Raw genomic sequence first — 22,138 nt, forward strand, 5'->3', positions numbered from 1 at the left:
TTATGCGTTTTTCTGATTTCAAAGACTTTTTACTCAGCCTATTTTTGTAGATTTGATACTTGAAGTCACTCTTCTTGATCATTATGGAATTGCTCCATCCAGTTGAGTAGTTTAGATGGTGGTGTTTTTCTAACATAAAAAATTCATAATGGATAGCGAAATAGATATGACGACACTTTGAGATATTGTCATAAATCTTTTTTATGGTCACAATAGAAAATATATATTAGTCAAGTTAGAAGATTCGTAGTAGAATAATTAGCAAATAAAAGCAAAGGGGTTATTTTATGAAATTAGTTAATTTATGGTCAAAACTTTCACTCGGTTTGCAATTATTGCTAGCTTTGATTTTAGGTGTTGTTTTTGCAGTAATCTGGCCACAATTTGCAGGTTTTTATCAATTTTTAGGACAAGCATTTATTAAATTGGTGAACATGGTCATTATTCCACTAATATTCCCAATTATAGTAGTTGCAGTGGCTAGTGTCATTGGAAAAAAATCGTTTGGTAAAATTTTAACGAAGACCTTACTCTACTTTTTCGCTGTTACAACTACAATCACTTTGTTATTTGTATTCTCTAGTTACTATTTGGGATTTGGTCAAGGTGTGAATATTGGTCAAACTGGAGCTAATATCGACGGGATAGCTAATAATGTCCAATTGAGTGAGTTTTTACTTGGTTTTATTCCATCAAATATTGTGAAGTCAATTTCAGAAGGCTCTCTTCTTCCAATTATTGTTTTTGCTATATTTCTTGGTTATGGAATTGGTAGCTTGAAGAATGATAAAACCCAAAAAATTCTTGAAGGTTTCCAAATCTGGATTGAAGCTATTTATAAAATTGTAACTGTTATTGTAAAATTATCTCCTGTCGGAATCTTTGGATTTATTGCAAAAGATGTCGCTAGTACAGGGATTGATAAGTTAGTTGGACTTGGTCAATTTGTTATCGGAACTTATTTGGCTTATGGAGTTCTCATTTTAGTTGTTTTCCCTCTGATTGCCTCTATCTTTAAAGTTCCATATTTGACTGCTTTTCGTGAAAATTGGAGCCTCTTGACTCTAGCATTTATTTCAGGTAGTTCGAGTGTTGTGTTACCGTCCCTATTAAAGGATTTAAAAAAACAGGGACATGATGAGAATACGATTGATTTGGTTGTTCCTTTAGGATATACCTTTAATCTAGAAGGAGCAGCTGTCTATTTTTCAGTAGCCACTATTTTTATCGCACATGCCTACGGTATCCAATTTTCATTATCAAGTCTCTTATTTACAGTTTTACTTTTGACCTTAATTGGGAAAACTGCAGCGACTGTTCCATCAGGAGCTATCGTAGTTTTGTTGGCAGCAGCACCCCAGCTTGGATTGCCAGTAGAAGGAGTAGCCTTGATTTTTGCAGTTGATTTCTTTGTGAATGCTGGCCGTACAATGATCAATGTTTTGGGTCAAATCTTAACAGTCAGTGTCATTGAAAAAACAGAAGGTTATAGTTTAGAGGAAGACAAGCAACATCAATTGTCAGTTAATTTTTCTTAAAGGAGATAGGACTTATGAGTAACGCAAAAGTTTATGTGATTCATGAAAATATTGAATGGACACAGCATTTAGTAAAATGGTTAGAAAAAATACAAGTACCTTATGAATTATGGGATTTATCGAGTGGGATATTAGATCTTCAAAGCCCACCTCCAAAAGGAATTTTTTATAATAGGATGTCCGCATCTTCTCATACGAGAGGGCATCGCTATGCACCAGAGTTTACGGAGCAGGTGCTTACGTGGCTAGAGGCTCATGGACGTAAAGTAGTTAATGGAACGGGAGCCATCAATCTAGAAATCAGTAAGGTGAAACAATATTTGAAATTAAATGAATCTGGTATCGAGACTCCAGCAACAGTTGCTGTTTTGGGCCCAGAAAATATCATTGAAGCAGCAAGAAAATTGAATATCTATCCTTTGATTACCAAGCATAATAGAGCAGGAAAGGGATTAGGAGTGCAACTTTTCCAAAATGAAGAAGAACTAGAAGCATATATTAATAGTTCTGCTTTTGAACCTTCAGTAGATGGTATTACCTTGTTGCAGGCTTATATTAAACCAAGTGATGGTCGTATCCGTCGTTCAGAGTTTATCAATCAGAAGTTCCTTTATACTGTTTCAATTGATTCTTCAGATGGTTTCCAACTTTGTCCAGCAGATGGTTGTCAAATCGGTAAGAGACCAGAACAACTGGAAACTTCTGAAAAATTCCAAATTACAGAACCTCTACCAGAATCTCAAAAAGAAGCTTATGAAGCCTTCCTTAAAAATGCTCATATTGATGTGGCAGCTATAGAATGGGTTCAATCAGAAAGCGGAGATATTTATGTGTATGATGTAAATACCAATACAAACTATAATCCTACAGCGGAACAGAATGCTGACATCTTTGCTCATCAACATCTAGCTGAATATTTAAAGAGGGAGTTAGAAGCTCTTTATAGTGAATGATCATCTTGGAAGTTGATCTTTTAAAAATTTGATAATAACTTCCGGATAAAGTAAGACATAAATACTTTTCTTTCAAGGTAACAGTTATCAACAACAACTACTAATATATAACGTCCCCTCTGAAGATTTTAATTACAGAGGGGCTACGTTTGTGATGTTTACTCTAATTCCTTATGATTTATGAAATCACTTAGTGTTGAGAATTCCAAGAATACTGAGATTTTTTCTCCTCAGTTCATCAACCCCCTACTTGACACTCGGTCAGCTTTTGATACAATAGTACAAAATTAGAGGAGGTGGGTTATGATTCAGAAACATGCGATTCCTATTTTAGAGTTCGATGATAATCCTCAGGCGGTTATCATGCCTAATCACGAGGGGCTGGATTTGCACTTGCCTAAGAAGTGTGTCTATGCTTTTTTAGGTGAGGAGATTGATCGCTATGCGAGGGAAGTAGGGGCGAACTGTGTCGGCGAATTCGTTTCTGCCACCAAGACCTATCCAGTCTATGTCGTGAACTACAAAGGCGAGGAGATCTGTCTGGCTCAGGCACCTGTCGGCTCAGCTCCAGCAGCCCAGTTTATGGATTGGTTGATTGGATATGGTGTGGAGCAGATTATATCTACAGGTACCTGTGGTGTGCTGGCTGATACAGAAGAAAATGCCTTTTTAGTCCCTGTGCGCGCTCTGCGAGATGAAGGAGCTAGTTATCACTATGTGGCACCTTCTCGTTATATGGAAATTCAGCCAGAGGCTATTGCTGCTATTGAGCAAGTTTTGGATGCCAGAGGGATTTCTTATGAAGAAGTTATGACCTGGACGACAGATGGTTTTTACCGAGAAACGGATGAAAAGGTGGCTTATCGCAAGGAAGAAGGCTGTGCTGTTGTGGAGATGGAGTGTTCTGCGCTTGCGGCAGTAGCCCAACTGCGTGGGGTTCTCTGGGGAGAATTGTTGTTCACAGCTGATTCCTTAGCAGACTTGGACCAGTACGATAGTCGTGACTGGGGTTCAGAAGCTTTTGAGAAGGCCTTGGAACTCTGCCTTGAGATAGCCTTTCAGATATAGCTACTCTCCTACTTTTTATGGTACAATGGATGTATGTTATTCAAATTATTTGTGAAAAAAATTGAAAGAGCCTTGGGTGGACTTTCACCAGCTCGTCGGATTTTTTTAAGTTTCGCTGGAGTTATTTTTATAGGCTCTCTTCTTTTGAGTTTGCCTTTTGTTCAGGCAAGTGGTTCGCAGGCCACTTATTTTGACCATCTTTTTACGACGGTGTCTATGGTCTGTGTAACCGGCCTTTCTACGCAACCGGTAGCTACTACCTATAATGTCTGGGGGCAGTTGATTTGTATGCTCTTGATACAGATTGGTGGCTTAGGTCTCATGACTTTTATCGGGGTCTTTTATATTCAGGGGAAGCAAAAGCTCAGTCTTCGCAGTCGTGAAACTATTCAGGAAAGCTTTAGTTACGGGGAGACTCGGTCGCTGAAGGCCTTTATGCGGTCTATCTTTTTGACAACTTTTCTGGTGGAGGGCTTGGGTGCCTTCCTACTAAGTTTTCGTTTTATTCCTGAGTTTGGCTGGGGACGAGGCATTTTTACCTCTATCTTTTTAGCCATTTCAGCCTTTTGTAATGCTGGTTTTGATAATTTCGGCAGTAGCAGTTTAGTGGCTTTTCAGACGGATCCCTTGATCAATCTGGTCATTGCTAGCTTGATTATCACAGGTGGTCTTGGCTTTATGGTCTGGTTTGACTTAGCAACCCAGTTTAACAAGAAGAAAAAACGCCGTCTACGTTTCCACACCAAGCTGGTTCTCTTCTTGACTGCAGGGATCTTGCTGTTTGGGACAGTATCCACACTCTTTACGGAGTGGAACAATCCAGGAACGATTGGCAATCTCAGTGTTCCAGAGAAAGTGCTGGTTAGTTTTTTCCAAACTGTAAGCATGAGAACAGCTGGTTTTGCTTCTATTGATTACACCCAAGCTCGGCCTGTGACCTTGTTTATCTATATCCTACAGATGTTTCTGGGTGGAGCGCCTGGAGGGACGGCTGGGGGGCTCAAGATTACGACTTTCTTTGTCTTATTGGTCTTTGCGCGTAGTGAATTGCTAGGCTTGCCTCATGCCAATGTTGCGCAGAGAACCATTGAGGCTCGAACAGTCCAAAAGTCCTTTAGTGTCTTCATTATCTTTTTGATGACCTTCTTGTTGGGCTTGATGTTGTTGGGAATTACAGCAGAAGGAACACCGCGATTTATCTACCTCATGTTTGAGACCATTTCAGCTCTTGCGACAGTTGGGGTAACGGCAAATCTGACGCCAGAATTGGGCAAGCTAGCTCTTAGCATTATCATGGTGCTCATGTTTATTGGCCGTATCGGTCCCTTGACCTTGCTGGTTAGTCTAGCGGATTACCAGCCTGATAAGAAAGATTTGATTCAGTATATGAAAGCAGATATTAGTATTGGATAAGAAAGGAAGAATGATGTCAGATCGTACGATTGGAATTTTAGGTTTGGGGATTTTCGGGAGTAGTGTCCTGATGGCCCTTGCCAAGCAAGATATGAATATCATTGCCATTGACGACCACGCCGAGCGTATCAATCAATTTGAGCCAGTTTTGGCGCGTGGAGTTGTTGGCGATATTACAGACGAGGAATTGCTCAGAACTGCAGGAATTGATACCTGTGATACGGTTGTAGTGGCAACAGGGGAAAATCTGGAGTCGAGTGTGCTTGCGGTTATGCATTGTAAGAATCTAGGGGTACCAAGGGTTATTGTCAAGGTCAAAAGCCAGACAGCTAAGAAGGTGCTAGAAAAAATCGGTGCTGACTCGGTGATTTCACCTGAGTATGAAATGGGGCAGTCTCTAGCGCAGACCATTCTCTTTCATAACAATGTTGATGTCTTTCAGCTGGATAAAAATGTGTCTATTGTGGAGATGAAAATTCCGAGTGTTTGGGCAGGTCAAAGCCTGAGTCAGCTAGATTTACGTGGCAAATATAACCTCAATGTCCTAGGATTTCGTGAACAGGAAAATTCCCCCTTGGATGTCGAGTTTGGCCCTAATGATCTCTTGAGGGCAGATGCCTATATCTTGGCGGTCATTAACAACCAGTATCTAGATGACTTGGCAGAATTAAATTCGTAAGGAGGGAGCACCCCTCTTTTTTGATGTCCTAGATAGCAAATAGAGAGAGACCTGTATTCCAATTGAGACTAGAACCCCTTGTATTCTAGTAAAAGTCCTTCAAAAACTGGACTTTATGGTAAAATAGGAAGAAGTGATAAGAGAGAAAGAAGAAATCAGTCCCCTAAAGGAGTAGATTATGAAGTTATTGTCTATCGCCATCCCTAGCTATAATGCCGCTGCCTATCTTCATTACTGTGTGGAGTCGCTAGTGATTGGTGGTGAGCAAGTTGAGATTTTGATTATCAATGATGGGTCTCAGGACCAGACTCAGGAAATCGCTGAGCGTTTAGCCAGCAAGTATCCTAATATCGTGAGAGCCATCTATCAGGAAAACAAAGGCCATGGGGGTGCTGTCAATCGTGGCTTGGTAGAGGCTTCTGGGCGCTATTTTAAAGTAGTGGATAGTGATGACTGGGTGGATCCTCGTGCTTACCTAAAGATTATTGAAACCTTGCAGAAACTAGAGAGTGAGGGGCAGGAAGTTGATGCCTTTGTGACTAATTTTGTCTATGAAAAGGAAGGTCAGTCTCGTAAGAAGAGTATGAGTTATGAGTCAGTCTTGCCTGTCCAGCAGATTTTTGGCTGGGATCAGGTTGGAAATTTCTCAAAAGGCCAGTATATCATGATGCACTCGCTGATTTACCGGACAGATTTGTTGCGAGCGAGCCAGTTCCAATTGCCTGAGCATACCTTTTATGTCGATAATCTCTTTGTCTTTACCCCCCTTCAGCAGGTCAAGACCATGTACTATCTACCTGTTGATTTCTATCGTTATTTGATTGGGCGTGAGGACCAGTCAGTCAATGAGCAAGTGATGATTAAGCGTATTGACCAGCAACTCAAGGTCAATCGACTCTTGGTAGACCAGCTTGATTTGTCCAAAGTGAGCCATCCCAAAATGCGAGAATATCTGCTGAATCATATTGAAATCACGACGGTGATTTCCAGTGCCTTGCTCAACCGAGCAGGCACAGCAGAGCATCTGGCCAAAAAACGGGAGTTGTGGACCTATATTCAGCAGGAAAATCCAGAGGTCTTTCAGGCTATCCGTAAGACCATGTTGAGTCGTTTGACCAAACATTCAGTCTTGCCAGCCCGCAAACTTTCCGATGTCGTCTATCAAATCACCAAATCCGTTTATGGATTTAATTAATATAAGTATTTTATAAGAGGGATTTAAGAAAAATTTTAACTTTTTCTTAATCCTTTTTAATTTTAGGAGATTATACTAGAGTCATCAAATAAAGAAAAACTCTAAGGAGAATCCTATGAAATTCAATCCAAATCAAAGATATACTCGTTGGTCTATTCGCCGTCTTAGTGTCGGTGTTGCCTCAGTTGTTGTAGCCAGTGGCTTTTTTATCCTAGTTGGTCAACCAAGTTCTGTACGTGCTGATGTGGCCAATCCAACCCCTGCTCAAGTCGTACCAGACGCTGCTTCAGTGAGTGAAAAGAGCGACTTACCAGCAGAGGTTCTCAAGAAAGCAGTTGATGTAGCTCTTCCTTCAGAACAGGCAGAATCAACACCTAAAGCAAGCTTGGATACTGCAAGCTCTCCAGAAAAAGCAGATGCAGGTGCTAAAGAGCCGGTAGTAGCACCAAAAGAAGAAGTGCAAGCAAAACCAGAATCTAAGAAACAAACAGAAGATGCGGTTAAACCTGTGGAAAGTCCTGCAGCTACAGTTTCTGGACAAGACCGTGAAGCAAGTGAAGCTCAACCAGCAACCACCCCAGCTGAAGTTCAAAAAGGTGTAGCCGACAATACTAAAGACACAGTGGATGTTCCAGCTACTTACTTGGATAAAGCCAACTTCCCTGGACCATTCACAGCTGGTGTCAACCAAGTTATTCCATACGAATTCTTCGCCGGTGACGGTATGTTGACTCGCCTTATCTTGAAGGCCTCAGACAAGGCTCCATGGTCAGATAATGGCTCAGCTAAAAACCCAGCTCTTCCCCCAGTAGAAAAATTGGGCAAAGGTCTCTATTTCTATGAAGTAGATTTGGCCGGCACTCAAGGAAAATCTGATAAAGAGCTTCTAGACCTCTTGAAACAAAACGGCACTCAAAGCTACAAGGCAACCATCAAAGTGTACGGTGCTAAAGATGGCAAGGCCGATTTGACTAACCTTGTAGCGACTAAAGATTTGGATGTCAACTTGAATGGTTTGACTACCCCAGCTGAAGTGCAAAAAGGTGTGGCCGACAACACCAAAGATACAGTAGATGTTCCAGCTACTTACCTAGACAAAGCCAACTTCCCTGGACCATTCACAGCAGGTGTTAACCAAGTTATTCCATACGAATTCTTCGCTGGTGACGGTATGTTGACTCGTCTTATCTTGAAAGCTTCAGATAAGGCTCCATGGTCAGACAACGGTTCAGCTAAAAACCCCGCCCTTCCACCAGTAGAGAAATTGGGCAAAGGCCTTTACTTCTATGAAGTAGATTTGGCAGGAACCCAAGGCAAATCAGATAAAGATTTGTTAGACTTGTTGAAACAAAACGGCACTCAAAGCTATAAAGCTACCATCAAGGTGTACGGTGCCAAAGATGGCAAGGCTGATTTGAGCAATCTTGTAGCGACTAAAGAATTGAATGTCAATTTGAATGGCTTGACCACTCCAGCTGAAGTGCAAAAAGGCGTGGCTGACAATACTAAAGATACAGTAGATGTTCCGGCTACTTACCTAGACAAAGCCAACTTCCCTGGACCATTCACAGCCGGTGTTAACCAAGTTATTCCATACGAACTCTTCGCAGGTGACGGTATGTTGACTCGTCTTATCTTGAAAGCCTCAGACAAGGCTCCATGGTCAGACAACGGTTCAGCCAAAAATCCTGCTCTTCCACCAGTAGAAAAATTGGGCAAAGGCCTTTACTTCTATGAAGTGGACTTAGCAGGTACTCAAGGCAAATCAGACAAAGAGCTGCTTGACCTTTTAAAACAAAACGGTACGCAAAGCTATAAAGCTACTATCAAAGTGTACGGTGCGAAAGACGGCAAGGCAGACTTGAGCAATCTGGTAGCGTCTAAAGAATTGACAGTGAACTTGAATGGGTATAAGCCCCTCAATGATATGAAATCTAAAATGCCAGCTGTTAGCCAAGATAAGATGATGCCTAACAAAGAGCAGGACAAAACCATGAATGCTAGCCAGCCTATGGTAACCTCAAGTAAAATGCCTGATGAAGGCAAGATGGCATCTACTAACAAGGTATCAAGTCCAATGATGGCTGCTCACATGAAAGACCAAAAAGACATGCTTCCATATACTGGCGAAGCCCAAACATCAATGGCTACTCTTGGATTCTTTGGACTCGCCTTGGCAGGCCTGCTAGGTGGACTCGGCTTGAAAGCTAAAAAAGAGGAAAATGACTAGTCTAGCTACAGACTTTCTATCTAGGATTTAAAAAATCCAGATATCGATTAGAATGTTCGTAAAGCGATTAAAATAGTGTTATACTATTGTGGTATAGCACTGTTTTTTTCAAAGGAGAGACAGATGGGAAAGACAATTTTACTCGTTGACGACGAGGTAGAAATCACAGATATTCATCAACGCTATCTGGTTCAAGCAGGGTATCAGGTTTTGGTGGCTCATGATGGAGTAGAGGCCTTAGAAATCTTCAAGCGAAAAGCGATTGATTTGATTATTACAGATATCATGATGCCTCGGATGGATGGTTATGATTTGATTAGTGAGGTCCAGTATCAATCTCCAGATCAGCCTTTTCTCTTTATCACAGCTAAGACTAGCGAGCAGGACAAGATTTATGGCCTGAGCTTAGGGGCAGATGACTTTATTGCCAAGCCTTTTAGCCCTCGGGAGCTGGTTTTGCGTGTCCACAATATCTTGCGTCGCCTTCATCGTGGAGGTGAGTCAGAAGTCGTCAGTCTCGGGGATTTACGGATGAATCACGGTAGCCATGAGGTCCAAGTCGGAGATGTGGCGCTTGATTTGACAGTCAAATCCTTCGAACTTCTATGGCTTCTAGCCAGTAATCCAGAGCGCGTTTTCTCTAAAACAGACCTCTATGAAAAGGTCTGGCAAGAAGACTATGTGGATGATACCAATACCTTGAATGTTCATATTCATGCTCTGCGACAGGAGTTGGCTAAACATGCTAGTGCAGAAACACCGACCATCAAAACCGTCTGGGGCTTGGGCTACAAAATTGAGAAAGCACGAGGTAGTCAATGAAATTAAAAAGTTATATTTTAGTGGGGTATATCATTTCAACACTCCTAACGATTATCGTGGTTTTTTGGGCTGTTCAAAAAATGCTGATTGAGAAAAGCGAGATTTACTTTCTGCTTGGAATGACCATCGTTGCCAGCCTTGTCGGTGCTGGGATTAGTCTCTTTCTCCTATCGCCGGTCTTTACTTCGTTGAGCAAACTTAAGGAACATGCTAAGCGGGTAGCAGACAAGGATTTCCCTTCAAATTTGGAGGTTCAAGGCCCTGTAGAATTTCAACAATTAGGCCAAGCTTTCAATGAAATGTCCCATGATTTGCAGGCGACCTTTGATTCCTTGGAAGAAAGCGAACGAGAAAAGGGCTTGATGATTGCCCAGCTTTCGCATGATATCAAGACCCCCATCACGTCGATCCAAGCGACGGTAGAAGGGATTTTGGATGGGGTTATCAAGGAAGGAGAACAGGACCATTATCTAGCAACCATTGGACGCCAGACTGAAAGACTCAATAAACTGGTTGAGGAGTTGAATTTTTTGACCCTAAACACAGCTAGAAATCAGGTCGAAACGACCAGCAAAGACAGCATTTTTCTGGACCAGCTCTTGATTGAGTGCATGAGTGAATTTCAGTTCTTGATTGAGCAGGAGGAGCGAGATGTCCATTTGCAGGTAATCCCAGAGTCTGCCCGGATTGAGGGAGATTATGCCAAACTTTCTCGTATCTTGGTGAATCTGGTCAATAACGCTTTTAAATACTCAGCTCCAGGGACCAAGTTGGAAGTGGTGGCTAAGCTGGGAAATAACCAGCTTTCAATCAGTGTGACCGATGAAGGACAGGGGATTGCCCCAGAGGATTTGGAGAATATTTTCAAACGCCTTTATCGTGTCGAAACATCGCGTAACATGAAGACAGGTGGTCATGGCTTAGGACTTGCGATTGCGCGTGAATTGGCCCATCAATTGGGTGGGGAAATCACAGTCAGCAGCCAGTACGGCCTAGGAAGCACCTTTACCCTTGTTCTCAATCCCTCTGGCAATGAAAATAAAGCTTAAAACCCCTTTACAAATCCAGCCATTCATGGTAGAATGGATTTTGTGCGAAATATCAGCAGGAAAGCATGAAGCTCGTCAACAGGTGTCTTATGACAAGTAACCTTGGCTGTTTAGGCGAAGGGCATCTGCACGAATCAGGGCTTTCTAAGTGACTATTTCCACCGAAATATTATTTATATCAGGAGGACATTCACATGTCACGTTATACAGGACCATCTTGGAAACAAGCTCGTCGCCTTGGCCTTTCACTTACAGGTACAGGTAAAGAATTGGCACGTCGTAACTACGTACCAGGGCAACACGGACCAAACAACCGTTCTAAATTGTCAGAATACGGTTTGCAATTGGCTGAAAAACAAAAACTTCGTTTCACTTACGGTGTAGGTGAAAAACAATTCCGTAACTTGTTCGTACAAGCTACAAAAATCAAAGGCGGAATCCTAGGTTTCAACTTCATGCTTCTTTTGGAACGTCGTTTGGATAACGTTGTTTACCGTCTTGGTCTTGCGACTACTCGTCGTCAAGCTCGTCAATTCGTAAACCACGGTCACATCCTTGTTGACGGAAAACGTGTTGATATCCCATCATACCGCGTAACTCCAGGTCAAGTGATCTCAGTTCGTGAAAAATCATTGAAAGTTCCAGCTATCCTTGAAGCAGTAGAAGCTACTCTTGGACGCCCAGCATTCGTATCATTCGACGCTGAAAAATTGGAAGGTTCATTGACTCGCTTGCCAGAACGCGACGAAATCAACCCAGAAATCAACGAAGCACTTGTCGTTGAATTCTACAACAAAATGCTTTAATTTTAAAATATATCTTACAGAAAGCCTACAACAGTGGGCTTTTTGCTTTGTCTTAAAACGTTGATTTCTGGGTTTGTATGGAGATTGGCTAGTAAGGTTATTTGTGTATCTAAGTCTATGCTAAATTCCCCAATCTTATAACACTGAAGCTTGTGGTTTGAGTCAGCTTCACTGAAATTAGTCCACGCGCTACTAGCCTCCATTCTACAGCAAAGAAATCAACTCTTTTCTAGGGGATTTCCGCCCTCATTTTTGTCTTTTGTGCTAAAATAGACTTATAAATTGAAAATAAGGAATGTTTATGAAATCGGGTAATGGTTTTTGGAAAGGCTGTCTCTATTTTTGGGGCTTCTTGTTCTTGTTGGGCCTTTTGGTTCAATATGCTCTTCCACTTGCGGCTTGTGTCCTGCTAGGATATGGTGGTTATCGTCTCTATAAACGCTTACGCTATCCTCTTTTGCAGGATCGTTCTCTAGACGATCGAATTGAGCTTTTAAAAGCTAGAATTCGTCAGGCGGACAAAGATATTCAGCAGCTAGAGGAAACTTTAGTAGAAAAAGGCTCAGATTCCTATAAGAGTCTGGCCAATCAAGTATTAATCGAACTGCGGGAAATCCATCAGGAGGCAGATCGTCTAAAGTCCTATATCGATGATGATGTCTACAACCGTATTGACAAAAAGGTTCGTACAGTAAGGGCAAACATCGATGTTCAGCTAGAACGTTTGGATAGAGAAAGTCAGGTAGATCTTGAGAATGCAAAGCCAGAGGAATTAGCTCCAGAATTGTCCCAGACCTTGGCCAATATTGCCGTTGACCATCAGGCCATTTTAGACAAGATTGCTACCTCTGCTGAGGGTGATAAGGAAGAATTGACTGCTATTCATAGTTTGAAGATGGAGAAATTCAAAACGATTTTAGAAGGCTATTTAAAGATTAAGGCCAATCCGAAGAACTATAATCGGGCAGAAGAACGCTTAGAGCAAGCTAAAGCAGCTATCGAACAATTTGACCTTGAGCTGGACCAAGTCTTGAGAGAACTCAATGAAACAGATATGCGTGATTTTGATATCAGTCTGCGTATCCTCGAAAAAGATCGTAAAGAATAGGTTAGAAACAAAGGAGTAACCATGACAGAATTTAATTTTGATATTGACCAGATTGCCAATAATACGGTAGCTAAGGTGGATAAAACAACCCAAATCATCGAGACCAATACTAGCTCAGACAAGACCTTGACCTTCCTTGAAAAGTTGAGTCCTGAGCAGCAAGAAGGAATCAAGGCGCACGTGCCCCAGTTAGTAGACCAATTTGTCACCAATCAAAATGCTCTTTTGGATTTTGGACAATCTGCTGTAGAAGGTGTGAACAATACAGTCAATCGTATCTTGTCAGAACAAAAGAAACTGCAAATTCCCCAAGTGGATGATCTACTCAAAAATACCAACCGTGAGTTGCAAGGCTTTGTAGTCAAATACAAGAACGCTGAAATTGCTGAGCTAGAAGAGAAGCCAAACTTTTTGCAACGCTTGTTTAACAAGAGCAAGAATACCCTACAGGAATTTTACTTTGACTCAAAAACAGTGGAGCAAAAGCTCGATGGCATGGCTGCCGCAGTGGTCAAGCAAGAAGATGTGCTAGCTCGAAATATCGTCTCTGCTGAGATGTTGATTGAGGACAATACCAAATCCATTGAAAATCTAGTGGGAGTGATTTCCTTTATCGAAGCTAGTCAGACAGAAGCTGGCAAACGTGCTGCCGAACTGAAGGCCCAAGTTGACCAACTCGATACAAGTACGGTAGAATACCAAACCAAATCACAAGAATTGGCCCGCATGGCTGAAGTGGTCAATACCCTCGAACAACAGCACACCGAGTATGTCAGCCGTCTCTATGTGGCCTGGGCAACAACACCTCAGATGCGCAATCTTGTGAAGGTGTCATCTGATATGCGCCAAAAATTGGGCATGCTTCGTCGCAATACGATTCCAACAATGAAGCTTTCTATTGCTCAACTGGGTATTTTGCAACAATCCATGAAATCAGGTGTCGTGGCAGATGCCATTGTCAATGCTAATAATGCTGCTCTTCAGATGCTAGCTGAAACCAGCAAGGAAGTGATTCCGCAGATGGAAAGAATTGCACAAAGCCCGACAGTCGCTGTCGAATCTGTTACCAAACTGGCTGAAAGTCTGGTTGCACAAAACCAGGGTATCGTCGCAGCTATTGAATTGGGACGCCAGAAACGTGCCCAACTAGAAACAACCATCGTCAAGTCCGCAGAAATGATCAACGATTCTGTTAAACTACGCGATGAGAAAATCGTCCAAGCCCTTCTAGACCAAGGCAAGGCCGCCCAGAAAGAAGTACAAGAATAATACACAAGTCCCCTGTAATATAGATTTGCAGGGGACTTTGCTTGTTTTAGGAGAAGTTTGAAGGTCAGGGAATTCTTGCTACAAGAATGTCTTCTTTATCGATGCTTCAAAAGAGTTTGAAAAAGGGAAAAATCAAAACAATATGACCGAAGACCATATTGCCAAGATTTTGGAAACCTATCAAAAACGTGAGAATGTCGAGAAGTTTGCCCATCTAGCCAGCTTTGAAGAGATTGTCGAAAATGACTATAACCTTAACATTCCACGCTATGTCGATACCTTTGAGGAAGAACCCGTAGTTCCCCTCGCCGATCTCGCCGACCAGCTCGCAGAGATTGATAAAGAGATTGGTCAAGTAGAAGCCAGACTCGCACACATGCGCAGCCAACTAGTAGGCACAACACCAGAAGCACAAGCAGAATTAACCACCTATCTCGAAAAGTTGAAAGAGATTTAGAGACTTATGAGAATACTCTGCTAAAAATTTAGAAAAATAAAAATGACAGTAGAAAATCTATTGTCATTTTTTGTTATTGATAACTTCAATAAAAGTCATCTTTAAAAATTTAAAAGTTTATTTCTTTCTTCAATATCATTTTTAATACATTCTTCAAGCACCTTGGGATCAACATAGATCACATTCCCAATCATTTTTGCAGGAATATTCATAGACAGTACTTGTAAAGAATATTTTTTAACAAGTGGTTCAAGTTTTGAGCCGTTTATATTGTTGTTAATGGCAGGGAAAATGATATCTTCCCATGAAAATGTGTAGTTATAGATTGTCTTGTTAAATCCAAGCTCTCTGACCTTAACCATATCATGTATGCGAATAAGTTTTACTAGTATATTAATACCATCAATATTCTTAGCTTTATAATTTTCACGTAAGTTTTTAAAAGAAGCATAGTTCTTGAAGGTAAGATAAGCTAGTAGAATAATTAAAATTAAAGGGACAATGCCTTTAGACGTTAGCAAGTCACTTATAGCTGTCAACTTAAAACTAAGTATGAAGTTGATAACAACTGCGTACAAAATAGCTAGTAGTGGCAATTTTACAAATAAAAAAGATTTGTATTTTATGGAAGTAATGGTATTGCTTTCTTTAAATTTTATTTTCATTAATGTTTCTCCTTAAATAGTATCAATTGAAAGAATATAGAGAAAGACTATCTAAAGTTAGTTTTATAATAAAACACCCCATTATGAACTGCGTTTTGGATTCCATAAATTTTAGAAAAGACTACGCTATTTCAAAAATTTTTAGGAATAAGAATTAAATATTTAATATTTGGTCATGAAATCTCCAAGATTTTTGATTTGTTGTTTAATAATGTGGTATTGTTCAGTTGAACTTTTAGGGAGAACATATCTTGTAGACCGCCCCTTACCTTCTATTTCAATATACTTTTTATTTTGTAGGGATTTCAAGTTTTCTCTAAATTTATACTCAGTCATTAGAGAATTTTCAAGGATATCATTTTTAGTAATGCTACCATTTTTAATGATATATTCAAGTATAATCTTTTCACTATCTGATGTATCTGCATAAGAAGACAGTAAATCTACTTTCCAGATTGTAACGATAGTACTATCAAAAGTTGTACTTACTTCAGGAATTTTTAGTTTATATTTTTCGGAAATATCAAAAATTTTTGGTCCACCTGATCCAGCTTTTTCGGACATCCCAATTCTACGGAATAATGAAGAGATTGTACTATTTCGCGTTTTGGAAGTTCCGCCATGTATAAATTCGGGAATAGAAATTTTCATCTTACCTGGATTTTTAAATTCATAGAAGTCTTGATAAGCTGTAATAACTATAGGAGAATCAAAGTCATAGTAAGCATGCATTAAGCAGTTTACTAAAGCTTCACGTATAGATTCAGATAGGTCTTTCTTGAATGGTAAACGGTGGGCAGATTCGTTATTAAACTCAAATCTATCATTTGTTGTAGTAGTTAATTTCTTATATGCTAAATTGAAAAAATCAAACATGTTTAAATCAGGGTACATCATATCCCCTGTTGAAATTCTATCGTTCCACCTAGTTGAAAGGGAGGTATCTTTTTCAAAATAGTCTAATTGAAATTTGGGATAACGAGAAATGATAGAATTGTACTTTCCAAAAAATATTAGTCCTCCTGCGGTTAATTTATATGTATTATCAATCCTGTCTTTTTTAAATACACCAATTTCGATTAGAAAATCTCTCAACGAAATGCTATTATATTTTGTATTACCAGTAAGTTCAATTAATAATTGCTTGTAATGTTCTATTGTATCTAAATTTAAATCATTTTCGTCAAAATTATTAAGTAACTCACTATCAATATCATCATGAGAACTAGTCATCAGATATTTAAGTTCTTCTTTATCAAGTCGAACATCGCCCTCACCTAATCTTTTATATGACTCACGATAATCATTTTTTAGATGGACGGGTTTTTGGTGAGGATTCGCTTCCCTTACAGTGACTACAATGAGTTGTTTATTTTTGCCTGGAATGTCAATGTATTCAATATCATTATCGGTAAGTAGGTTACAACTAACTTTTTGTTTGTTTGCGACTAAAGCGAATAAATTGTCTCGTATTTTTTGAGGATTATTGACTCCTTGGTAGGGGTCAATATTTTTTTCGTCTATCCCGAGAATTATTTTTCCGCCATTTGTATTTGCAAATGCTGAGTAGGTTTCCCAGAAAGACTCTGGAAGATCGTTTTTGGCTTTTTTGTATTCTAAATCAACCCCTTCAAATTTTAAGTCCATATTTTTCCTTTCTAAAATATAACGTTACTTAAATTTGTTTTTAAACGATTGTCACGCGAAAAAGCAAATTTTACAGGAGATTAAAATCCTTGATTTCATCGTATTTCTGGGACTTTATCTTAAACAGTTACGCGAAAATCACGCGAAAATCACGCGAATATTGTTCATCAAAATTCAGTTAAAGAATTTTAGAATAGATAGATTTAATAAAAAATTCTTTAATGAGATGTTTAACCCCCTATGCATGAATTTGTAATCTATCCCATTATAACACAACGATAAGAAAAATAGATGGTGGAGCGAGAATATAAAAAGAGAAACCTCATAATGAAGTTCCTCTTGCTTTTAATTGTCTGAATCAATATTTTTATTTCAAAAAAGGTAGTGAAAAAGGTAGTGATTCGGTTGATTTTCCTTGCAATATAGTGAAATTAACCAAAAGAAAAAAACGCTTGAGCAGCGTTTTTCTTCTGTATTGATTCGTATTGAATGCTTACTTCACTTCTGTAGAGGTTGTGAATGTTATTTTAGCACCTTTTAAACGCCGTTATATCAACGTTTCTAGATTGTTCTATAGAAAATGTAGTCATAAATGTAGTCATTTTGCTAAGCCGTCAATTTTGCAATTTCTTTGAGATAGATTTCAACTGCTTCTGCCTTCTTTTTCGGTGCCAATTCAGCATAGGTATCCATCGTCGTTTTAATCGACTTATAGCCCATTCTTATCTGAAGTTCTTTCCAGTTTGCACCAGCATTCAGCATCAAAGAAGCATGTGTATGACGGAAAAGGTGGAAACCGTAGTTTGGTAGTCCCAACTCAGTCAAACGCTTTTTAAGCGTTGCACGTTCATTTCTGTCACACATATAGTTCCCGTAAATTGTCGGGAAAATTAAATCCACAGTTGGTAAATCATGACTCACAAAATAATCACTCATCTCAGCATGAAAAGCTTTCAAGTCATCTAAGATTTGTCTCGGGACTGCAACTCTAAAGGCGCTTTTCAAACGGAAATTATCTTTTGATTTATGTCAATTCATCGGAGTGTTTTGTTAGAAAAAGCAGTATGCAAAATTTAGAAATTTTGATATAATAGAACTATCAAAAAGTAAAGGAATGATTGGTATGGAAGCACTCACAGCTCACAGCTCACAGCTCACAGCTCACAGCTCACAGCTCACAGCTCACAGCTCACAGCTCACAGCTCACAGCTCACAGCTCACAGCTCACGCTAATTATGTAATCAAGCGTCTTTTTTGTCAAGCACTAAAACAGGCTTTTTCGCATTTTTGTGAGAAGGCCTTTTTTGTTGTTTCTGAAAGGGAGATGGCAAGATGAAACGAATTGATATAATAGAAAAAATAGGAAAAGATTACCTTACTTCAAATATTGAAAATGAGGAATTTAGCTATCAAAAAGCACTGAAGGAAATCGGAAAAGATATTGCTGAGTATCAAAAAGAAAATTATAAGCGAAAATACAAGGATTTAGATATCCGATTTGAAAACAAAGATTTCTCTATCCTTATAGAGACTAAAGTAAAGTTCAACCAAAAGGACTATGAGCAGTTACAGGCATATGTTGACTATGAAAAGCAACTTACCAATAACTTCATAGTCGCCATCTTAGCTAATACTTCTAATGATGAAATTAAAGTATGGTTTGGTGATAGGTCTTTAGAAATTACAGATGAAACTCTATGTTTTGACGAGCGAAAGCTAAAGTCTCTTGAAGAGTATAAAGATACTTTCTTAGGGCATAGTAATGATAAGTTAAAGGTTATGAAAAGTACATATAACCTTAATGAAATTTTGCATAATCTAGGAGTTCAAGAGAAATTAAGAAGTCAGTTTGTTGGAACTTGCCTTTTGGCATTAAAAAACGATCTACAATTTGAAAACTTATCTACTAAAACTATTATTGCAGGTATTGAAGAGATTTTGGAAAATTTACTTGAAAAAGATATCAATAAAGCAGTGAAAATTGGTCTCATAAAAACTAACGTTTTATCTTCTCAAGATATTAGAACTCTTGAAAGTAAATCTTTTCAGAAGTTGTTACATCGCATACAAAAAGATATTTTGCCTTACATTAACGACAAAACTACGATGGGACAAGATATTTTGAATTTATTTTTCACAACATTCAACAAATATGTTGGAAAGTCTGACAAAAATCAAGCGTTTACCCCGGATCATATTGTAAAATTTATGTGTGATATAGCAGGAATAAATCGACATACAAAAGTCTTAGACCCTTGTTGTGGAAGTGGAGCTTTTTTAGTGCGAGCAATGACTGATGCAATGGATGATTGTGATACAGAACAAGAAAGAGATCATGTTAAAAAGAATAATATTTATGGCTTAGAATTTGATGATATAGCTTTTGGTTTAGCAACAACTAATATGTTACTGCATAGTGATGGGAACTCTAATATTTTGCAAGGAAGCTGTTTTGATTACTTAAATCAATTCGATATAACACAATCTAAAGAAAATACAAGTATAGATGTTGTTTTAATGAACCCTCCCTATAATGCTCAGAGGAAGCAAAGTAAAAAGGAATATGTAGAATCCTGGCTTTCTAAAACAAATGCAGACCCATCAAAAGGCTTTCACTTTGTATATGAGGTGGCAAAAATAGTTGGAACAGGGAAACTACTTGTGTTATTACCTACATCGTGCGCTATCGGTGGGGAAAAACAAAAGGAGATAAACAATTTTAAAGAAAAAATGTTGTCGGAACATACATTAGATGCAGTCTTTTCTTTACCTGTTGATATGTTTCACCCTGGCGCAAATGCGACTGCTTGTTGTATGATATTTAATTTAGGTGTGAGACACTCTAAAGCGCTAAACAAGAAAACCTTTTTTGGATATTTCAAAGATGATGGTTTTGTAAAACGAAAAAACCTAGGTCGTGTTGAACGATTTGTTGATGGAAAGAGTTTATGGGAAGACATTTATAAGGACTGGAAATACTTATATGTGAACAGAGTGGAGAAAACGGGGCTTTCTGTGCTAAAAGAAGTTACTTTCGAGGACGAATGGTTAGCTGAAGCTTATATGGAAACCGATTATTCAGATTTATCTCATAGTGATTTTGAACGAAATATAAAAGAATTGTTTGCATTTGAGGTGAAATATGGTTTGCCAAACCTTGGTGTTGAAAGCTCTAACAAAAAAGCATTAGAATTAAACTCATCAAATTGGAAATCATTTACGATTGAAGAAATTTTTGATGATATTCAACCAGCTAATGGGGAAACTACTGATCAGTTAGAAGAAGGCTCAGATTTAGTATATATTGCAGCTAAAAAAGAAAACAATGGTGTAAAAGCAACTGTGGAATATGATAGTAGATATTTATCAAAAGGTAACTCCATTGTCTTTATAAATTTAGGTCAAGGTAGTGCAGGTTATGCAACATATCAGCCGTATGATTTTATAGGTATGAAAGGAAAAATAAGTACTGGAACTTTTAACAAACTTAATCAATATATTGGTGTATTCTTAGTTACAATTTTAGATAAAGAAAGATTTAGATATTCTTTTGGACGAAGTTGGACTGGAGATAGATTATTGCAAACTAAAATAAAATTGCCTATTGATGCCAATAACAATCCTGATTGGATTTATATGGAGGAGTATATAAAATCTCTCCCTTATGGAAATATGATTTAAATTTTTAAAAAGGAATATCTAGATAGAGAATTCCTTTTTTTGCTTAAAAAATTTTATCAGTATCACATCTTGTTGTTTGCACAAACTGGTATATAGCTCCCAAAATTTTAAGTATTTGTTGGGGGAGTATGGAGTACATTTCTTAATTCTTTCATAGATTGTTGGTTGTTAGTTAATAAAAATTCTAAAAAAGACTATTTGGAATAAATCCTTAGCAGACTTTTTCAATATCATTTAATTATAAGTAACAGGAGTAACATCCTTAGATAAATAAAGTGGATGGTGAGGAGTCCCATTTTTATTCCGTTTTAAGCAAACTAGATTTGGAAGTGAATCCATGAGAACTTTAGCAAGATTTAAGAGTTTATCATGGTTTCCCCAACAAGCGATAACTAAATTTGACTCAGACACACACTTTTGAATATAACTGTCATTGTCTGGTCCAACTGGATCTTCCACTCTTTTAAGCAAAGATGGATCAGTACTTCTAAATGCAAAGAGATTCGCCATGATTAATTTACCATATCCCCATCTTTTTTCGTAACCTATACATTTTCGAATCGTCTCATCGTTCGCCTCCTCATCGGCTGTCGAAGGGTTTAATCCAATGAATGCCACTGTTGGTTTTGTTTTATCCTAAGTTCGCATGAGGACATATCTATACTTTCTATCAATTGATATAAGCGCTCTTTCCTATTTATTTCTTAATCTATTTTTTCGTTTTTAACTTCTAATTATTTCACTTTTAAAATAAGATTAAAGGCAATCGCCAGGACATAAAGCATTACCGGCACTATTAATGCATTGACTTTAAACTTTTTTTGATAAATACCAATTAAAGTAAAAAATAGAATGACACTTGCTACAACATATAACATATATTTCTCCTAATCTATACAAACCGAATCAACTCGATGGACTGCTTGTTATCCCTTACCCAAAAGCCTTTCCGACATGCCCTCCGTAGTAGCGAGCAATACTAACTTGGTGAGCCATTGTATTATAATTACCAGCCCAGAAGATACTATCTTCTCCTTTCTTAGTTGATTTTACGATAAACTGAACAACGTCAGATACACTTGATTCGTAAACCTCAATATCGTCAACATTCACATCATATCCGTTTTGTTGGAATGACACTGCAAAAGCCATAATCATGTCTTGTTTGGCCATTTTAAGATGCTTTTCAATAGAGTAGTCGATTTCTAAGATATTTGCAGTCTTACATTCCTTGATAACAACTTTAAAAGCATCTTTTACCTCTTTTTCAATATTAGGATCTACCTTATGCCCTGCCATTTCAAGAGCTCTAAAAGCTTCATTATAACTCTTATCGTCTTCTGTGATCTCTTCTCTTAATCTTCCTTTTTCTTGTTGCTTTTGCTCCACAGTATCCTGTGTAGTTTCTGTTTGTTGAGTAGTTTGCTCCGCTATTTGTTGCGCAGTTTCATTGGTTTCTTTTAGATATTTAAGGTAAAATACTCCAGAAACACTTCCAACAACTACTAAACTAGTCAGAACAGCTGCAATTAAAAATATACTTTTTTGTTTAAACATC

17 protein-coding genes and 3 pseudogenes are annotated in these 22,138 nt (G+C 38.5%); 14 read left to right on the top strand and 6 right to left on the bottom strand.

Annotated features, from left to right (window positions below):
• The first annotated feature begins 287 nt into the window (after positions 1 to 287).
• From D7D54_RS08625 to D7D54_RS08690, 13 genes and pseudogenes are all read left to right on the top strand, one after another.
• Positions 288 to 1,538 carry a dicarboxylate/amino acid:cation symporter gene (locus D7D54_RS08625; RefSeq protein WP_120719243.1) on the top strand — a complete coding sequence of 417 codons (1,251 nt, stop codon included), beginning with the start codon at positions 288 to 290 and terminating at the stop codon, positions 1,536 to 1,538.
• 14 nt (positions 1,539 to 1,552) lie between these two features.
• Positions 1,553 to 2,491, top strand: a complete 939-nt coding sequence (locus D7D54_RS08630; RefSeq protein WP_020902461.1) for an ATP-grasp domain-containing protein — start codon at positions 1,553 to 1,555, stop codon at positions 2,489 to 2,491.
• Between the two features lie 303 nt (positions 2,492 to 2,794).
• Positions 2,795 to 3,559, top strand: a complete 765-nt coding sequence (locus D7D54_RS08635; RefSeq protein ID WP_020902462.1) for a nucleoside phosphorylase — start codon at positions 2,795 to 2,797, stop codon at positions 3,557 to 3,559.
• Positions 3,560 to 3,592: 33 nt separating this feature from the next.
• Positions 3,593 to 4,972 carry a TrkH family potassium uptake protein gene (locus D7D54_RS08640; RefSeq protein WP_120719244.1) on the top strand — a complete coding sequence of 460 codons (1,380 nt, stop codon included), beginning with the start codon at positions 3,593 to 3,595 and terminating at the stop codon, positions 4,970 to 4,972.
• Positions 4,973 to 4,985: 13 nt separating this feature from the next.
• Entirely contained in the window at positions 4,986 to 5,651 is a 666-nt protein-coding gene (locus tag D7D54_RS08645) for a potassium channel family protein (RefSeq protein WP_033681014.1), read from the top strand.
• A 178-nt stretch (positions 5,652 to 5,829) separates the two neighbouring features.
• Complete coding sequence (locus tag D7D54_RS08650; protein ID WP_020902464.1) at positions 5,830 to 6,846, top strand: glycosyltransferase family 2 protein; 1,017 nt, start codon at positions 5,830 to 5,832, stop codon at positions 6,844 to 6,846.
• A 115-nt stretch (positions 6,847 to 6,961) separates the two neighbouring features.
• Complete coding sequence (locus D7D54_RS08655; RefSeq protein ID WP_120719245.1) at positions 6,962 to 9,076, top strand: SSURE domain-containing protein; 2,115 nt, start codon at positions 6,962 to 6,964, stop codon at positions 9,074 to 9,076.
• 123 nt (positions 9,077 to 9,199) lie between these two features.
• Positions 9,200 to 9,898, top strand: coding sequence for a response regulator transcription factor (locus D7D54_RS08660; RefSeq protein WP_020902466.1), 699 nt, complete (start codon positions 9,200 to 9,202; stop codon positions 9,896 to 9,898).
• Positions 9,895 to 10,947, top strand: coding sequence for a HAMP domain-containing sensor histidine kinase (locus tag D7D54_RS08665; RefSeq protein ID WP_020902467.1), 1,053 nt, complete (start codon positions 9,895 to 9,897; stop codon positions 10,945 to 10,947). Before D7D54_RS08660 ends, D7D54_RS08665 begins: the two co-directional genes overlap by 4 nt.
• Before the next feature lie 194 nt (positions 10,948 to 11,141).
• On the top strand, positions 11,142 to 11,753 hold the full coding sequence (gene rpsD, locus D7D54_RS08670) for a 30S ribosomal protein S4 (protein ID WP_000092756.1): 612 nt from the start codon (positions 11,142 to 11,144) through the stop codon (positions 11,751 to 11,753).
• A 301-nt stretch (positions 11,754 to 12,054) separates the two neighbouring features.
• Positions 12,055 to 12,861 carry a coiled-coil domain-containing protein gene (locus D7D54_RS08680; protein WP_120719246.1) on the top strand — a complete coding sequence of 269 codons (807 nt, stop codon included), beginning with the start codon at positions 12,055 to 12,057 and terminating at the stop codon, positions 12,859 to 12,861.
• Between the two features lie 21 nt (positions 12,862 to 12,882).
• Complete coding sequence (locus D7D54_RS08685; RefSeq protein ID WP_020902471.1) at positions 12,883 to 14,130, top strand: toxic anion resistance protein; 1,248 nt, start codon at positions 12,883 to 12,885, stop codon at positions 14,128 to 14,130.
• A gap of 70 nt (positions 14,131 to 14,200) precedes the next feature.
• Positions 14,201 to 14,587 (top strand): annotated as a pseudogene (locus tag D7D54_RS08690) (N-6 DNA methylase); the annotation flags it as partial.
• Positions 14,588 to 14,688: 101 nt separating this feature from the next.
• Here the strand turns inward: D7D54_RS08690 and D7D54_RS08695 are convergent.
• The 3 genes and pseudogenes from D7D54_RS08695 to D7D54_RS08705 all read right to left on the bottom strand — a co-directional run.
• Positions 14,689 to 15,252, bottom strand: coding sequence for a hypothetical protein (locus tag D7D54_RS08695; protein WP_020902473.1), 564 nt, complete (start codon positions 15,250 to 15,252; stop codon positions 14,689 to 14,691).
• 162 nt (positions 15,253 to 15,414) lie between these two features.
• Positions 15,415 to 16,899 carry an RNA-binding domain-containing protein gene (locus D7D54_RS08700; RefSeq protein ID WP_020902474.1) on the bottom strand — a complete coding sequence of 495 codons (1,485 nt, stop codon included), beginning with the start codon at positions 16,897 to 16,899 and terminating at the stop codon, positions 15,415 to 15,417.
• A 606-nt stretch (positions 16,900 to 17,505) separates the two neighbouring features.
• Positions 17,506 to 17,889 (bottom strand): annotated as a pseudogene (locus tag D7D54_RS08705) (tyrosine-type recombinase/integrase); the annotation flags it as partial.
• Positions 17,890 to 18,231: 342 nt separating this feature from the next.
• Here D7D54_RS08705 and D7D54_RS08715 point away from each other — a divergent pair.
• Positions 18,232 to 20,580 (top strand): N-6 DNA methylase, encoded by a 2,349-nt coding sequence (locus D7D54_RS08715; RefSeq protein ID WP_020902520.1) that lies wholly within the window; start codon positions 18,232 to 18,234, stop codon positions 20,578 to 20,580.
• 234 nt (positions 20,581 to 20,814) lie between these two features.
• On the opposite strand, the pseudogene D7D54_RS08720 reads toward D7D54_RS08715, so the two are convergent.
• From D7D54_RS08720 to D7D54_RS08725, 3 genes and pseudogenes are all read right to left on the bottom strand, one after another.
• Positions 20,815 to 21,204: pseudogene (locus D7D54_RS08720) on the bottom strand (DUF1643 domain-containing protein); the annotation flags it as partial.
• Between the two features lie 110 nt (positions 21,205 to 21,314).
• A complete protein-coding gene (locus tag D7D54_RS09340) occupies positions 21,315 to 21,458 on the bottom strand; it encodes a hypothetical protein (RefSeq protein WP_020902522.1) in 144 nt (47 codons plus the stop codon).
• Positions 21,459 to 21,513: 55 nt separating this feature from the next.
• On the bottom strand, positions 21,514 to 22,137 hold the full coding sequence (locus D7D54_RS08725) for a hypothetical protein (RefSeq protein ID WP_020902523.1): 624 nt from the start codon (positions 22,135 to 22,137) through the stop codon (positions 21,514 to 21,516).
• Between the last annotated feature and the right edge of the window lies 1 nt (position 22,138).

The organism is Streptococcus chosunensis, from assembly GCF_003626515.1.
In the GTDB taxonomy this organism is placed as follows: Bacteria; Bacillota; Bacilli; order Lactobacillales; family Streptococcaceae; genus Streptococcus; species Streptococcus chosunensis.

Bases quoted from the DNA above. Each gene is read 5' to 3' on its own strand.
- D7D54_RS08650 (WP_020902464.1), top strand. From the start codon at position 5,830: ATGAAGTTATTGTCTATCGCCATCCCTAGCTATAATGCCGCTGCCTAT.
- D7D54_RS08640 (WP_120719244.1), top strand. From the start codon at position 3,593: ATGTTATTCAAATTATTTGTGAAAAAAATTGAAAGAGCCTTGGGTGGA.
- D7D54_RS08630 (WP_020902461.1), top strand. From the start codon at position 1,553: ATGAGTAACGCAAAAGTTTATGTGATTCATGAAAATATTGAATGGACA.
- D7D54_RS08625 (WP_120719243.1), top strand. From the start codon at position 288: ATGAAATTAGTTAATTTATGGTCAAAACTTTCACTCGGTTTGCAATTA.
- D7D54_RS08695 (WP_020902473.1), bottom strand. From the start codon at position 15,252: ATGAAAATAAAATTTAAAGAAAGCAATACCATTACTTCCATAAAATAC.
- D7D54_RS08655 (WP_120719245.1), top strand. From the start codon at position 6,962: ATGAAATTCAATCCAAATCAAAGATATACTCGTTGGTCTATTCGCCGT.
- D7D54_RS08715 (WP_020902520.1), top strand. From the start codon at position 18,232: ATGAAACGAATTGATATAATAGAAAAAATAGGAAAAGATTACCTTACT.
- D7D54_RS09340 (WP_020902522.1), bottom strand. From the start codon at position 21,458: ATGTTATATGTTGTAGCAAGTGTCATTCTATTTTTTACTTTAATTGGT.
- D7D54_RS08635 (WP_020902462.1), top strand. From the start codon at position 2,795: ATGATTCAGAAACATGCGATTCCTATTTTAGAGTTCGATGATAATCCT.
- D7D54_RS08665 (WP_020902467.1), top strand. From the start codon at position 9,895: ATGAAATTAAAAAGTTATATTTTAGTGGGGTATATCATTTCAACACTC.
- D7D54_RS08645 (WP_033681014.1), top strand. From the start codon at position 4,986: ATGTCAGATCGTACGATTGGAATTTTAGGTTTGGGGATTTTCGGGAGT.
- D7D54_RS08685 (WP_020902471.1), top strand. From the start codon at position 12,883: ATGACAGAATTTAATTTTGATATTGACCAGATTGCCAATAATACGGTA.
- D7D54_RS08680 (WP_120719246.1), top strand. From the start codon at position 12,055: ATGAAATCGGGTAATGGTTTTTGGAAAGGCTGTCTCTATTTTTGGGGC.
- rpsD (WP_000092756.1), top strand. From the start codon at position 11,142: ATGTCACGTTATACAGGACCATCTTGGAAACAAGCTCGTCGCCTTGGC.
- D7D54_RS08700 (WP_020902474.1), bottom strand. From the start codon at position 16,899: ATGGACTTAAAATTTGAAGGGGTTGATTTAGAATACAAAAAAGCCAAA.
- D7D54_RS08660 (WP_020902466.1), top strand. From the start codon at position 9,200: ATGGGAAAGACAATTTTACTCGTTGACGACGAGGTAGAAATCACAGAT.
- D7D54_RS08725 (WP_020902523.1), bottom strand. From the start codon at position 22,137: ATGTTTAAACAAAAAAGTATATTTTTAATTGCAGCTGTTCTGACTAGT.